This window comes from Zymomonas sp., assembly GCF_020216885.1.
Taxonomy (GTDB): domain Bacteria; phylum Pseudomonadota; class Alphaproteobacteria; order Sphingomonadales; family Sphingomonadaceae; genus Zymomonas.
Map to the genome: position 1 here is coordinate 1 of NZ_JAIWON010000115.1, position 14,738 is coordinate 14,738.

The following is a 14,738-nucleotide window of genomic DNA, read 5'->3' on the forward strand; positions in this document are numbered from 1 at the left end:
CCTTGACATCTGGCTTGCCGATATTGATCATCGGTTCAATCGTGAACAGCATCCCCGGCTTTAACTCAACACCTTCACCCGGAATACCGACATGGACGACTTCTGGTCGGTCGTGGAAAACCTTGCCCAAACCATGGCCGCAGAAATCACGGACAACGCCGTAGCGATGTTTGGCAGCCAATGTCTGGATAGCATGGCCGATATCGCCGATATGATTTCCGGGTTTGGCCTGTTCGATGCCAAGCATTAAAGCCTGATAGGTCACATCAACCAGTTTTTTAGCCTTTAAGGGCACATCGCCTACGAAAAACATCCGGCTGGTATCGCCATGCCATCCATCGACAATAACGGTCACATCAATATTGATGATGTCGCCTGATTTGAGCGCTTTTGGCCCCGGAATACCGTGACAAATCACATGATTTGCAGAGATACAAACCGATTTCGGGTAACCGCGATAATAACGGCAGGCGGAGACACCGCCGCCCTGACGGATCAGATCATCGGCCAGAGTATCAAGGGCTTCGGTGGTGACACCCGGTTTGACATAAGGCACCAACGCATCAAGAACATCAGCCGCCAATCGGCCTGCTTTTCGCATTCCGGCAAAAGCGTTTTCATCGTAAAGTTTAATGGCATGCGTACGAATAGCCGCATCACCTTCTTTGACATGGATATATTCGGTCATAACTTCTGCTATAACCAATATGCTTTCCCTTTGCGAGCCGCATTCACATATTCCCTTTTTGGATTCGGAATATCTGCCGCATCAGAGGAAAGAGGAAAAGGACGGACTGAAAATGACAACAAATAATCGCGTATGGACAGCCGCTTTGTTGGTTATCGGTGATGAAATTTTGTCTGGACGCACCGAAGATCGAAATATTGCCCAGATTGCTTCATGGTTGAACATGCAGGGAATCAGGTTAGCGGAGGTTCGGGTTATTCCTGACGACAGTCAGGCCATTGGAGAGGCCGTTCTCGCCTTGAAAGACAATCATGACTATTTATTTACAACCGGCGGCATTGGCCCGACCCATGACGATATTACCGTGGAATCTATCAGTCAGGCCTTGAATCTTCCCGTGATTATTCATCCCGAGGCCAAAGCCTGTCTTGAAGTCTATTATGCTGATCGTGGCGGTGTGACCCCTGCCCGACTTCGGATGGCAAGAACACCGGAAGGCGCAACACTGATTAAAAATCCGGTTTCTGGTGCGCCCGGTGTCCGTATCGGCAATATTTTTATTATGGCTGGTGTGCCTAAAATCGTAACAGCCATGCTTGAAAGTCTGAACGGCACTTTATCCGGTGGGAAACCTGTTCTATCCCGCACTGTCGGAAGCTGGAATGGTGAAAGCCAGATTGCCAAAATCTTGCAAGAAACCGAGAAAGATCATGCCCTGTGCAAATTGGGAAGCTATCCCTTTTTCCGAAATGGCAGCGGTGGGGTCAATCTAGTAATCCGTTCGGTCGATCGCGAGGCTTTAAATCGCTGTGCCGAAGATTTGATTAACCGGCTTTTGAAAGAAGACTTGTCGGCTGTCGATGGTGCTATTTAGAAGAGGTTTTTTATGGCTTTAAAAGGCCTTTTTTTAGACAAAATAAGAGATCAGGCGATTAACCGCCGCCGTCTTGGAAAAGCAATTCTAGAATTTGGAACGGCTGGTCTATTATCAGAAACGGTTATCGGGCGTACTTTGGCAGCAGAAGAAAATCCCCCTGCGAAGAAGTCATTCCCTTTTCCGATTGATAAGGGAGACGATAATCCTTTGCTGAATACCCATCGGGTTAATTGGCAGGTGACCAATGGGGAATTGATGCATGGCTATATTGCGGTACCGGCCGCTGCCAGAAATAAATTGCCGACGGTTCTCATTATCCATGACGAGCAAGGGTTGGATTTTGCCACACGGGAATATACCCGTAAAATGGCATTGAATGGCTATATTGCCTTGGCACCGGATTTTCTGTCTGCTTGGGGTGGGATGCCGGATGATCCCGCAAAAACACGCGCTTTGTTAATGGGTGTCGATTGGTCATGGCTTGTCAAAGATGCCGCAATGACGGTCAATTGGCTTAAAAATCAGCGCTATTCTACCGGAAAAGTCGGGGCTATCGGCTTTGGTTGGGGCGGTAAGCTCGCTCAATATACCGCGGCTAAAGCCGAAGATGCGTTAACGGCGGCAGTCGCTTATTATAGCGAGACGCCCCCTATGAATGAAGCTGCCCATATAAAAGCACCGTTACAGCTTCATTTCGGCACAAGGGATTCTGCCGTTAATGCAGCAGCCTTAAATTGGGTTTCAGCCCTGAAAAGCGCCTCTGTGCCATTGGAATGCTATTTCTATCCTAATGCTGGGCATGGTTTCATGAATGAAGCCATGCCTGCTTATAATGAGGCGACTGCCAATGAGGCATGGAAGCGTAGCGCTGAATTTTTAGCATCCAATCTTAATCCCAAAGAAAGTCTGCTTCATAAAATCAATAAGGGAGAGCAAAAGTTAGAGAAAGAGCAAGCGGCGGCCTCTTCTACGAAGCCTACCGTTTCCCAAAAGGCCACTCAACAGCCGGAATAAAGCTCTTAAAGCCTGAAGTTATAATAAAAAAGCCCGAAACAAAATTTCGGGCTTTTCTTTTTTAGAAATCAATAAGGTGATTAGCGACGGTCACCCATAAAGTTCAGCAGGAAGCTGAACATATTGATGAAGTCCAGATAGAGGCTTAAAGCGCCCATCACGGCCATCTTACCAGCATATTCACCACCAGAAGTCATGAAATACATGCTTTTGATTTGCTGCGTATCATAAGCGGTAAGGCCAGCAAAAATAAGCACGCCCAAAGCGCTGATACCGAATTGCAGCGATGAAGAGTGAAGGAACATGTTCAGTAAAGAAGCAATGATTAAGCCGAAAACAGCCATAATCAGAAAGCTACCGATACCAGACAAGTCTTTCTTCGTCAGATAACCAAATACGCTAAGTCCTGCAAAGGCCGCAGCCGTTGCAAAAAAGGTCTGGGCAATAGACGTACCGGTATAGACGAAGAAAATGACCGCCATTGAAAGTCCCATGACAGCCGCATAAGACCAGAAGAGCGTCTTCAACGTTGAAAGCTTGAAGCGGTTTACACCAGCGCTAAGGGCGAAAACAAAAGCCAGCGGTGCCAGAATAACCAGCCAACGCAAAGGTGAGAAAATAATGGCCGCGCCTAAGGCTGAATGTGCCACAAGATAGGCAACAATGCCGGTAAGCAATACACCGCCAGCCATATAATTATAAACCGAAAGCATATAGGAGCGAAGACCGGCGTCCCGCTCCGAAGCTCCGTTACGGCCACGCGCAGCAGATTCCGTCACGGTCATCCGGGAATCATTCCAATTTGCCATAATAGATAATCTCCAATTGAGATATGGTTGCTATCTATATCAGCATGAGAAGAGGAGGTTTCAAGCTGATAAAAGATATCTTTTTTTCAGAAAATAACACCTCTGACAGGCAAAATAGGTCGTATTTTGACCTGTATACAGAGAAATTATACTCGACGAATTGTTATACTATGATGAATAAGATTGTAACAAATTGTTGAGGATATCAAATTTTATAACAAGTGATATCGTCAGACAATGGTTTCATCAAGCTTTGCCTTGCCAAGGCTATCCTGAGTCAGATATTTGAGCGCTGTTTTTTCAGCGGGAAGACCAAGGTGAGCAGCCAAAGCTTGAACGACAAGAGCGTGATCATCTCTTTGATCTAAGCCTGAAACGGCAATATATCCAACAATACCAGCTTTTTCTACTGTGATGGGGAAAGCCCCGCCATGGGTCGCGTAATCTCTATCATCGAGGCCATAGTCGGATAAGGACGTGACGCCTTTTTTCTTCAATTTTAGGCCGACAGCATAAGAACTGGTGTAATAATGGGCGACTGTTGCGGCTTTCCGTCTGAGCCAATTTTTATTGTCTGGCGAGCTGTTGGGCATAGCACAATAAAAAAGCGGCTGATTAAAACGGGCAACGGTAATCGCAATCGGGTAATTTTTCTGAACAGCAATCTGGCGAATATAAGAGCCGAGTTGCCATGCAATATCTTCATTAAATTCCGGTAAGCGCAGCAATTTTTCTTGCTGTTTCACTGCGGCGATATCTGCATCGAGAGCTAACTGTTGAAGATTACCCATGAGAGGCACCTCTTATCTTTATGTTATGAAAAGAGCTTAGTCCCATCGTCACCATAAAGACAGTTACATTCTGTATTTTGTCGAAAGGACAAAAGGATAAAGAGCGACAAAAAAACAAACAGCAAGAAATAAAAAAAAGGCCAGTCAAAATGACCGGCCTTTTTTGTTGGAGCCTAGAAAGGCAGTGAAAATTACTGACCTGAACCTGGGCCGAAAGTGATTTCGACGCGGCGGTTCTGAGGTTCACGAACACCATCAGCCGTCTGAACCAGAAGATGCGTTTTACCGTAAGCTTCGGTAGCCATTGCATCGTCAGGAACACCCTTGCCGACCAGATAAGCTTTAACAGAATCGGCACGACGCTGTGACAGACCCATGTTGTATTTAGCCGGACCTGCGGTATCGGTGTAACCAGCAACAACCACGCGAGCCTGCCCAGTCTGGGCGTAGGAAGACGCAACGTTGTCGAGGATAGAAGCCGCTTCTGGCGTAATATTATACTTATCAAAGTCGAAGAACACCAAGAACGGCCCCGGAATAGCAGGAGCTGCTGGCGCAGGCGGTTCTTCGGGGGGCGGAGGCGCCGGTGGCGTCGGAGGCGGAGGTGCCGGCATCGGAGGAGGCGCAGGCTGAGCAGCCTTCGGTTCACCAAAGTTGAAGACCAGACCGGCCAAGACGCTATGCGAACGATAGCGGCCAGACATGTTGCCCATGTCGGTCGTCCGGAAATTCAAGCCGTTGACGTTGAAGAAACGATACTTCAGTTCGAAGTCGATCATTTTGGTGACCGGCTTACGGATACCAGCGATGACCTGCCATGCAAAATGGGCATCGTTATCGTTGGCAAAGCTACCCGTGCCACCTGCCGAATAATGGTTAAGTGCGACGCGAGCGACACCGACACCGCCTCCGATAAAGCCGGAAACACCATCATTTTTGCCGCCAAAGTCGAACATACCGTTCAACATGAAGCTCAAGACATCGGTTGAACCGTGGTTTCTGGAGCTACCACCATTGCTTACCGAAAAGTTCTTGTTATTCGAACTTTTATAGGCAGCTTCACCTTCAACACGGAAAGGCCCGAAGTCGTAACCAACATTGGCATCGACATCATAGCCTGCTTTATTACCCAATCTGGCAGACTGGGCGTTCGGAAGTTTATAATGTATGTCTTCGACGAACAGACCACCGCCGTCGACGCTGACATACCAAGCACCGTCGCGAGCGAGCGCCGGTGCAGCTATTGCGCTAGAGGCGAGCGCAGCCACAATGGCCAGCTTACGCATTGTCATCCCCTTTCAATCAAACCCTTACGGATTACTATCGTAACTAAACAAAGCAAGCGAGCGGTGCAAGCACACATATAGCTCAAAATGTTGCCAAAAAGCATCGCATATCAAACGAAAAGCGTGTTTTTGCCTAATTACACATAATCGAACCAGCGATTTCTTCAAAGAAATCTTAAAAGAAATTTCAAGCTAGTTTGTTTTGTCATAGTAGTTTTAGTTAGAAACGCAAAAAAATAAAATAAAAAGCGACATCTTTTTGCAGATTAGTCCCTTTTACCGCGAATAGAGACTTTTATAACGCAGTTGACATCCAAGAGAGTGGGATATCTATAGCGCTTTTTTTGAATGTGAAAGCGGAATTTTAGAAAAAAACCGCCTTCAGATTAGATCAAAAACGCTATTTCAACCAAGCTATTCAAGCATTTCGCTTTTTTCGAGCCAGATCGCTTCTTTTTTATTGAGTTCGTCTTCAATGTCAGCACGCGACTTCATTAACTGGGTAACGGTCAGTTTTTTGTCCTTGGGAGAGGCCTGATCGGGATCAAATAAAGCCTGATCTATCTCGCTTCTACGAGAAGTTAGCTTGCTAATTTCGCCTTCAAGTTTTTTGATTTCATCGCGCAAGGCTTTGTTTTGTTGCCTTTTTTCTGCTCTAGCGCGCTTGTCGGCCTTCTTATCTTGTGCTTTGACCGGAGTCTCTGAGGTTGGTTTATCCGATTTTCCCAAAATGAAATTGGTATAATCATTTAAATCGCCGTCAAAATCAGTGGCTTTCCCATTATCGACCAAAATAAGGCGATCTGCGGTTAATTCCAACATATGGCGATCATGGGAAACGATGATAACGGCACCCTGATAATCAGCCAGCGCCTCGATCAAGGCTTGCCGAACATCGACATCAAGATGGTTGGTTGGTTCATCCAAAATAAGCAGATGAGGCGCGTCGCGGGTAATCAATGCCAAGGCCAATCTTGCCCTTTCACCACCGGACATGCTGCCCACTTTTTGGATGGCTTTATCACCTGAAAAACCAAAACGCCCCAATTGCGACCGCACGGCTGTTGTTGATGCGCCCGGCATAAGGCGCGTCATATGGTCGAGCGGACTATCGTCAACATCCAGCTCTTCCACTTGATATTGGGTGAAATAGCCTACTTTGATCTTGGAAGACGTAACCATTTGGCCATCGACTGTAGGCAGTTGGCCAACAATCAACTTTGCCAAGGTTGTTTTACCGTTACCGTTCCGGCCGATGAAAGCGATTCGGTCATCGGGGTCAATGCGCAGATTGAGCTTGGTCAAAATCGGCTTATCATCATAACCGACGGCAGCTTGATCTAGCGTGATTAAAGGCGGTTTCAAATTGTCATCGGGACTTGGAAAAGAAAAGCTGAGTGATGGATCTTCGACGGCGGCTGCAATCGGTTCCATTCTTTCCAGTGCTTTCATTCGGCTTTGTGCTTGACGGGCAGAATGGGCTTTTGTCCGCCAGCGATTGACAAAACTTTGTAATTTTTCCCTTTCGGCTAATTGCCGATTACGTGCCGATTCGAGTTGGGACAGTCTTTCTGCCCGCTGTCTTTCAAAAGCATCATAGCCGCCCGGATAAAGGGTCAGTTTGCCTTGCTGTAAATGCAGGATATGGTCGGCAACCTTATTCAAAAAATCGCGTTCGTGACTGATTAAAAGTAACGTCCCGCGATACCCGCGGAGAAAATTTTCAAGCCAAAGCACGGCTTCCAAATCAAGATGGTTGGAAGGTTCATCCAACAGCAACAGATCAGGCGCTGAGAATAAAAGCGCGCCCAAGGCGACGCGCATCCGCCAACCACCTGAAAAAGCCGAAAGGGGTTGATGCTGCATCGTTTCATCAAAGCCAAGACCAGCCAGAATACGCGCTGCCCTTGCCGGCGCGGTATAAGCATCAATCGTGTTCAGTCTTTCATGAATTTCGGCCAGCTTTTCTAGGTCGCTTTCCGTTTCGCTGGCTTCTATCAGGCGCGAACGTTCTTCATCAGCCGCCAATACGGTTTCATAAGGCGTGGCTGATCCTTCGGGGGCTTCTTGTGCGATATAGCCGATCCGTGTCCCGCGTGGCATTGATAATTCGCCGCTGTCGGCTTCCAATAAACCGGCAACCACCTTCATTAAGGTTGACTTCCCTGCCCCGTTACGACCGATTAAGCCAACATGACTACCCGGTGGTAGGCTGGCCGTGGCCTGATCAAGGATGAGTTGGCCTCCAAGCCGGACAGTAATAGCCGAAAAACTAAGCATAATTCTCAATTCGGATGGTTGGTCGGGAATAGGAAAGAAAGTGATTCATAAAAATCACAAGCGAGGCATTCAACCCTTATTCTAAAAAAAGCGGTTAGCCTTCAAATTGACGCATCAACAAACGGACATCCGAATCGACATCTTCATCCGTTATCCGCAGCTTCTCTATTTGGCGAATGGCATGAATAACCGTGGTATGGTCGCGCCCCCCAAAGCGTTGTCCAATTTCCGGTAATGAACGAGAAGTCAGTTGTTTTGAGAGATACATGGCGACTTGACGCGGGCGGGCAATAATCCTGTCCCGTCTTTTAGAGCTCATATCCGCTAATTTAAGGTGATAATGGTCGCAAACCCGTTTTTGAATATCTTCAACCGTTACGCGCTGTTGCGTTGTCCGAAGCAGATCAGCCAAAGTTTCGGTAACGAAATCCATATTGATGGGACGATTGGAAAGCGTTGCATAGGCAACTACCCGATTGAGCGCGCCTTCCAATTCCCGCACATTAGTACAAATCCGTTTAGCCAGAAAGAAAACAATATCTTCCGGCATCGAGACCTGAGGCATGGCTTCGAGCTTTTTGAGGATAATGTTTAACCTCAACTCGAAATCGGCGGGATTGACATCAGCCACCAAGCCCCATGACAAACGGGACAGGATACGGCTTTCAATCCGTTCCAAATCTTGCGGGCTGCGATCGGCAGAAATAACCAGACGACGGCCAGCAGTGATGACCTCGTTCATCGTGTGAAAGAATTCTTCCTGTGTGGAATCCTTTCCGGCAATGAATTGGACATCATCGATCATTAGAAGATCGGCAGAACGCAAGCGGGCTTTGAAACTATGGGTATCCTTGGCGCGCATCGAAGCGACAAAATCATACATGAATTTTTCAGCCGACATATACAAAGCCGTGCTGTTCGGATGTCGCTTGAGATATTCAATGCCCACAGCATGCATGAGATGGGTTTTACCAAGCCCCGTTCCGCCATAGAGAAAAAGCGGATTGAAATCGAGCTTACCGCCTTCGGCAAAAGTACAAGCCGCCCGATAGGCCAGGTCATTCGCTTTACCGACAACAAAATTATCGAAATTATAGCGTTCTTCAAATTGGTTTTGATCCTCGCCCTCGGCTTTTTTTTCAGGGCTAGTACTTTTAGGCGTGGCAGGAACTGATTGTTTTTTCTTTGCCGGCTTTTTCAGCAATGGGCGAGGTTGATCACCCAGCGGTAATTCTATTTCGGTAACATCGAGGAGCAAAGGTTGTGATTCTGGGTTACGGACACTGACCTTGACTTCGGCAATGCCCGGCCAGACTGTCCGCCATGCCAGCAAAAGCTCATCAGACAGATGGGAGGATATCCAGTTAGCCATAAATTCGCTGGGGCAAGCCAAGCGAATGATTTTTTTCTGGCTATCAAAATCGGCAAGCATCAGCGATTTAAGCCAGCTTTCAAAAGTCCGGCTGCCGCATTTTTTACGCAATATCTGGCGCGCTTCGCTCCATGCTGCCGGCAGTAATGAAGCCCAGTCCTGTGACGGGGGCTGCATCTCTCCACCTTCTTTTTGCACTGGATTCAGCACGCTATTCTACTACCCCGCTTTGCTTTGCCTTGTATCAATGGAGAGTGTATTTCCGGCAAATTGTCTTTTTTGAAAAGACAATTTTTGCGTTCTTGAGTCCCTTGTCGCGGAGACCCGACATATCTGATTCTTTGTCTATTGAAGTCCAAAAAACAGACTCAAATATGATCCGGTATGTTCTTGCTTTTTGGAAGAGCAATCCCCGCCAATCAAGGGGGAAGCGACAAGAGTCTTAAAAATTTATATCTTGACTCGATATATGCACATGAATCACTTCATAAGATACAATCACTTGAATAAACCGTCACAGAAATTCTGTCAGGAATCCTGTATTATAGCTGTCGGGCATAGGCCAGAGAAAATTACCCAATCTACCCCTTGGAAATGACGGTTTTTAATCGCAGGCTATTGGCGTGTTCAAGAAAAGTATTTCTGGCAGCCGCAAGCCTTCACGGCCAGAATATCCGGTCGCGTCAGATTTTTAAAGCGGATACAGAAAATCATCCATTCAGGACGAATGGATATATTTTACCTGATTACGACAAATCAAGCAGGGCTGGAATGGTTTGGAACAGAAATCGAGGGAATATGCCATCTTTCTAAAGAAGAGCGATGGCATCCCTTTCCCTGACGTTTAAGCGAGCGCAGCGACGCCTTTTGCCAAACGAGAGAATTTCCGTGAAGCCGTGTTTTTATGCAAAACACCTTTAGAAACGCCACGGAATAATTCCGGCTGTGCGCTTGCTAAAGCGGTTTCGGCTTCGGATTTGTTACCAGCAGCAATAGCAGATTCGACTTTTTTGATGAAAGTACGAATGCGGTTGACGCGGTTACCGTTAATTTCAGCGCGACGGTCGTTACGACGGATGCGCTTTTTTGCCTGCGGCGTATTCGCCATGCTTGTCCTCGATGTAATCAGAAAATAAATAGTTAAGGCACTGACTTCAATAATTCAGCCCTTACGAAGAAGAAGTCTTTATGGCTTTTCTTTTTATCGGTCAAGAGCCAGCCCTGCTTAGCAAGGGATTCTGTAACAATTTTATAGAAAAGAAAAACAAAGCTGTCATTTATGTTTCAATAAGACATTTTTGTTGAGAGAGAAAATTAGGAAAAAGGAAACGCAAAAAAAGCGTTATATCCCCAGCCCTATTTTTTGAGTCGTCTGGGATAAAAAAAGCCCGCCCGGTAAAACCGGACGGGCTTTTTGCCTTAAGCTCTAAGTTTATTAAAAACTAGAGGAGCTTGTTAACAGGCTTACGGCTGTTGGCGGCAGCAACGCGCTTACCCCATTTGACCAATTCTTCAGTGCAGTCTTCACGACCGATGAAGCATTCGATCAGGGTTGGGCCGTCGGTGTTTGCCAGAGCAACCTTGATAGCTTCTGCCAGTTCGCCACCGGTTTTAGCCTTCAGGCCTTTACCAGCACCGCTGTCATAACCACCGTTACCGTTGAACACTTCCATCAGACCGGCATAATCCCAGTTCTTGATGTTGTTGTACGGACCATCATGGATCATAACTTCGATGGTGTAACCATAGTTATTGATCAAGAAGATGATAACCGGCAGTTTCAGGCGAACCATCTGAGCGACTTCCTGAGCCGTCAGCTGGAAGGAACCATCACCAACCATGAGGATGTTGCGACGTTCCGGAGCACCAACGGCATAACCGAAGGCGGCAGGAACAGACCAACCAATGTGACCCCACTGCATTTCATATTCGACGCGAGCACCGTTCGGGAGCTTCATGCGCTGAGCATTGAACCAAGAGTCACCGGTTTCAGCAATAACCGTCGTGTTCGGGGTCAGAAGAGCTTCGACCTGACGGGCAATTTCTGCGTTGACCAAAGGAGCACTCGGATCAGCCGGAGCGGCTTTCTTCAGTTCACCCGCATTGAGGGATTTGAAGAAGTCCAAAGAACCGGTTTTCTTGGAAACTTTCTGAGCCAAACGGGTCAGATAGTCTTTCAGATGAACGCTGGGGAAGCGAACGCCATTAACGACGACAGAACGCGGTTCAGCGAGAACCAGTTTCTTAGGATCAGGAATATCCGTCCAACCAGTGGTGGAATAGTCATTGAAGACAGGAGCCAGAGCGATAACCGCATCGGCTTCTTTCATCGTCTTTTCAACGCCCGGATAGCTGACTTCACCCCATGAGGTACCGATGTAATTCGGGTTTTCTTCTGGGAAGAAGCTCTTGGCAGCAGCCATGGTAGCAACTGCAGCACCGAGAGCATCAGTGAATTTGACAGCAGCTTCTTCAGCACCAGCAGCGCGCAGCTTGCTGCCGACGAGGACGGCAACTTTGTCGCGGTTGGCGATGAACTTCAGGGTTTCTTCAACCGCAGCGTTCAAAGAAGCTTCGTCGCTGGCTTCGTCATTGAACAATGCACTTGCCGGTCCAGGAGCGGCGCAGGGCATGGAAGCAATGTTGCAAGCGATTTCGAGATAAACCGGCTTCTTCTCGCGAAGAGCAGTTTTGATCACGTGATCGATTTTAGCCGGAGCTTCTTCCGGGGTGTAAATCGCTTCAGCGGCGGCCGTGATGTTCTTGGCCATTTCCAACTGATAGTGATAGTCGGTTTTGCCAAGAGCATGATGCAACACATGACCAGCAGCGTGGTCGTTGTTGTTCGGAGCACCGGAGATCAGGATAACCGGAAGGTTTTCTGCATAGGCGCCACCGATAGCATCAAATGCGGAAAGCGCACCAACGCTGTAGGTAACGACGGCTGCTGCTGCGCCTTTGGCACGAGCATAACCTTCTGCACTGAAACCGCAGTTCAGTTCGTTACAGCAATAAACCTGCTCCATGTTTTTGTTCAAAAGCAGGTTGTCAAGAAGGACGAGGTTGTAGTCGCCCGCGACTGCGAAGTGATGCTTGAGACCAATCTGGACAAGCCGCTCCGCTAAATAGGTACCGACAGTATAACTCATTGCTTACTCCATATATTCAAAACACTATGTCTGAATCAGGATGACCCAGAAACCTCTAAAGTGTCGTTCCGGATTTAGCTATAGGCATTTTTAAAAATGCCTAATTTTTGTTCATGATGAACCTCTTCTGCCGAAGCGAAAAGACTTTTTATCTTTTTTAGAGGAAAAAGATCAGAACATGCCGCGATCATGAGCGATAAACAATCATGATGGACAAAGCTAAACGCCCGCTTCTGGATTAAGTGATTATAGGACATAACCAACCTCCAAAAAGGGGAAAAGGGAACAGAACACCTTGAGAAAGGTAAACCGGGAATCAAAACCAGATGTAGAAACGTAGCCGAGACCTAAAGCAGCCGAAGACGCCTGTTTTAAAATTTTTCCGGCTGTTATCATGAACGGCCTCATCAATTCAAAACAAGATAGGGCAGGATCAATCCAAAACTGCCCGAGGCGAGCGACCGGCTTTATCAATGAGCTGTTACAGATATTATACCGCAACACTGACAAAGCCTTTCCCTCCGTCTGAGCTATCAAAGCGGAAACGTTTCCGTAACCGGTCTGCCCCTCTGGTGATATTTTATTGTCGCCAAGTCAACCCAAAGTTGTGCATAAACAAAATTTGTTAAGCCCAAGCCAACCGTTAACCACGCCCTAAGAGAGGATAAAAAAGGGCTTCTTCTTTTGAAGGATAGCCTGTGAATCTTGTGGTCAAAACCGTTGTTTTCAGTATTTATTTTTCGCTTTGGAAAGAAGATGAAAGGGATATTCTTTGGATAAAAAAAGGCGGTCTTCTCCCGAGTAAAAACAGACTCAATTTTTTTCGATTAAAGTTAATATTTTTTCGCGACCCAAAAGAGATGAAGATCCGATATCGTCGACGTCATCTTGTTACAGACTATTGCAAAGAGTTTGGATAGAAAAGAAATAAGGAACCGTGTGACTTTATGACAATCCAGCCGCCTACAATTTTAAAACAAAATTTTATTGACCGTTATGCCGGACGTAATGTGCCTCGCTATACTTCCTATCCGACGGCGGCTGATTTTCGTCATGACCTGACATCCAAAGAGCAGGCGATCCGAATCAAAAATATTGCGCCCGATAGTCGAATATCGGTTTACCTCCACGTTCCCTTTTGTCAGCAGCTTTGCCATTATTGTGGTTGCCATACCAAGGTTGTCCGCCGTCAGGAAATCATTACAGCCTATGTTGATACTCTGGTTAAAGAGATAGAGACTGTCGGTAATCTAGCACCCGGTCATCTAAAAATAGGTCATCTCTCTTGGGGTGGGGGAACCCCGTCTATCATCGGGATTGAAGGTATCCGTAGGGTGATGAATGCCCTGCACCATTATTTTGATGCAGCCGAAGATATGATCCATGCGATGGAACTTGACCCGCGTTTACTAGATACCGAATTCTCTCAAAATCTTTTTGATATTGGCATCAATCGCACCAGTCTTGGCGTTCAGGACTTTAACCCGCATATTCAAAAAGCGATCGGCCGCGTTCAACCCATCGAGCAGGTTGAAAAAGCTATTTTGGCCTTACGCCAAGCAGGTATCAGTCAGGTTAATTTTGATCTTCTTTATGGCCTTCCTCATCAAGGGTTGGATGAAATACGTCTTAATTGTCAAGAAACGCTGCGCCTGTCGCCTGACAGAATTGCCTGTTTTGGCTATGCTCATTTACCAGAACGGAAAGCTAATCAGAAATTGATTGATGAAAGCGCCCTGCCCCAAACCAAAGAACGTTTTGAGCAGGCGGCTTTGATTGCCGAAATATTGCAGCAGAATGGCTATCAGGCAATCGGTATTGATCATTTCGCTAAAACCGATGATTTATTGGCGGTAGCTGCACGAGAAAAGAAGCTACGCCGCAATTTCCAAGGGTATACCACCGATAACGAGCCTGTATTGATTGGTTTGGGAGCATCGGCCATCTCGACTTTTTCAGATGCCTATATCCAAAATATCGCCGATATTAAAAATTACAGCCGAGCGATTGAAGAACGGGGTTTAGCGTCTTTTAGAGGTATTGATATATCGGAAGAAGACCACCTTAGAGGTGAAATAATCAGCGCCCTTATGTGCCATTTTGCGGTTGATTTAACGCCTTATGAGAAAAGCCTATCTCTTGAAGATGAGAAAAGAGAGCTGAATCATTTAGAAGAAGAGGGATTGATCCAGTTTCAGCAGAATCGAATAGAGATGACTGAAGCAGGACGCCCCTTTGTTCGTATTGTTTCGGCGGTGTTCGACAGTTATCGTAAGCAGAAAAAACAAGGCTTTAGCCGCGCCATCTAAAAATAACAAAAGTTACAAAATTTAACAAAATAGAATAAATCTACAAATCATATTAGGCGGAATAATTTTGACAAATTTTATTTTTATTTTTAGGAAAACAGGCGATAAAACTATCAAATAAACCCATAATTTTTTATCTATATTTTATTTTTAAGGAATTATT

General features: G+C 46.6%; 11 protein-coding genes. 3 read left to right on the forward strand and 8 right to left on the reverse strand.

Translation table 11 applies throughout. From position 1 onward, the window contains the following. The coding region (map, locus tag LDL18_RS06525; protein WP_296507982.1) for a type I methionyl aminopeptidase at positions 1–688 on the reverse strand (688 nt) is incomplete at its 3' end. 112 nt (positions 689–800) lie between these two features. On the opposite strand from map, the gene LDL18_RS06530 reads away from it, so the two are divergent. Both LDL18_RS06530 and LDL18_RS06535 read left to right on the forward strand, forming a co-directional pair. Further along, positions 801–1,562: a molybdopterin-binding protein gene (locus tag LDL18_RS06530; RefSeq protein WP_296507966.1), complete on the forward strand. Its 762-nt coding sequence runs from the start codon at positions 801–803 to the stop codon at positions 1,560–1,562. A 12-nt stretch (positions 1,563–1,574) separates the two neighbouring features. Next, positions 1,575–2,579 (forward strand): dienelactone hydrolase family protein, encoded by a 1,005-nt coding sequence (locus LDL18_RS06535; RefSeq protein ID WP_296507968.1) that lies wholly within the window; start codon positions 1,575–1,577, stop codon positions 2,577–2,579. 80 nt (positions 2,580–2,659) lie between these two features. Here LDL18_RS06535 and LDL18_RS06540 read toward each other — a convergent pair whose 3' ends face one another. The 7 genes from LDL18_RS06540 to LDL18_RS06570 all read right to left on the reverse strand — a co-directional run bounded on the left by LDL18_RS06540 (position 2,660) and on the right by LDL18_RS06570 (position 12,266). Next, positions 2,660–3,388, reverse strand: a complete 729-nt coding sequence (locus LDL18_RS06540) for a Bax inhibitor-1/YccA family protein (RefSeq protein WP_296507970.1) — start codon at positions 3,386–3,388, stop codon at positions 2,660–2,662. 230 nt (positions 3,389–3,618) lie between these two features. Then, positions 3,619–4,179 carry a heme-degrading domain-containing protein gene (locus LDL18_RS06545; protein WP_296507972.1) on the reverse strand — a complete coding sequence of 187 codons (561 nt, stop codon included), beginning with the start codon at positions 4,177–4,179 and terminating at the stop codon, positions 3,619–3,621. 191 nt (positions 4,180–4,370) lie between these two features. Continuing rightward, positions 4,371–5,465: an OmpA family protein gene (locus LDL18_RS06550; protein ID WP_296507974.1), complete on the reverse strand. Its 1,095-nt coding sequence runs from the start codon at positions 5,463–5,465 to the stop codon at positions 4,371–4,373. 414 nt (positions 5,466–5,879) lie between these two features. After that, on the reverse strand, positions 5,880–7,745 hold the full coding sequence (locus LDL18_RS06555; RefSeq protein WP_296507976.1) for an ABC-F family ATP-binding cassette domain-containing protein: 1,866 nt from the start codon (positions 7,743–7,745) through the stop codon (positions 5,880–5,882). 94 nt (positions 7,746–7,839) lie between these two features. Beyond that, positions 7,840–9,294, reverse strand: coding sequence for a chromosomal replication initiator protein DnaA (dnaA, locus tag LDL18_RS06560; protein WP_296507985.1), 1,455 nt, complete (start codon positions 9,292–9,294; stop codon positions 7,840–7,842). A 667-nt stretch (positions 9,295–9,961) separates the two neighbouring features. Further along, positions 9,962–10,225 (reverse strand): 30S ribosomal protein S20, encoded by a 264-nt coding sequence (gene rpsT, locus LDL18_RS06565; protein ID WP_011241151.1) that lies wholly within the window; start codon positions 10,223–10,225, stop codon positions 9,962–9,964. A 334-nt stretch (positions 10,226–10,559) separates the two neighbouring features. Then, complete coding sequence (locus tag LDL18_RS06570; protein WP_296507979.1) at positions 10,560–12,266, reverse strand: thiamine pyrophosphate-dependent enzyme; 1,707 nt, start codon at positions 12,264–12,266, stop codon at positions 10,560–10,562. A gap of 947 nt (positions 12,267–13,213) precedes the next feature. Here LDL18_RS06570 and hemN point away from each other — a divergent pair. Beyond that, entirely contained in the window at positions 13,214–14,575 is a 1,362-nt protein-coding gene (hemN, locus tag LDL18_RS06575; protein WP_296507981.1) for an oxygen-independent coproporphyrinogen III oxidase, read from the forward strand. Positions 14,576–14,738: the final 163 nt, after the last annotated feature.

Bases quoted from the DNA above. Each gene is read 5' to 3' on its own strand.
- LDL18_RS06555 (WP_296507976.1), bottom strand. From the start codon at position 7,745: ATGCTTAGTTTTTCGGCTATTACTGTCCGGCTTGGAGGCCAACTCATC.
- hemN (WP_296507981.1), top strand. From the start codon at position 13,214: ATGACAATCCAGCCGCCTACAATTTTAAAACAAAATTTTATTGACCGT.
- LDL18_RS06550 (WP_296507974.1), bottom strand. From the start codon at position 5,465: ATGCGTAAGCTGGCCATTGTGGCTGCGCTCGCCTCTAGCGCAATAGCT.
- LDL18_RS06535 (WP_296507968.1), top strand. From the start codon at position 1,575: ATGGCTTTAAAAGGCCTTTTTTTAGACAAAATAAGAGATCAGGCGATT.
- dnaA (WP_296507985.1), bottom strand. From the start codon at position 9,294: ATGCAGCCCCCGTCACAGGACTGGGCTTCATTACTGCCGGCAGCATGG.
- LDL18_RS06570 (WP_296507979.1), bottom strand. From the start codon at position 12,266: ATGAGTTATACTGTCGGTACCTATTTAGCGGAGCGGCTTGTCCAGATT.
- LDL18_RS06530 (WP_296507966.1), top strand. From the start codon at position 801: ATGACAACAAATAATCGCGTATGGACAGCCGCTTTGTTGGTTATCGGT.
- rpsT (WP_011241151.1), bottom strand. From the start codon at position 10,225: ATGGCGAATACGCCGCAGGCAAAAAAGCGCATCCGTCGTAACGACCGT.
- LDL18_RS06540 (WP_296507970.1), bottom strand. From the start codon at position 3,388: ATGGCAAATTGGAATGATTCCCGGATGACCGTGACGGAATCTGCTGCG.
- LDL18_RS06545 (WP_296507972.1), bottom strand. From the start codon at position 4,179: ATGGGTAATCTTCAACAGTTAGCTCTCGATGCAGATATCGCCGCAGTG.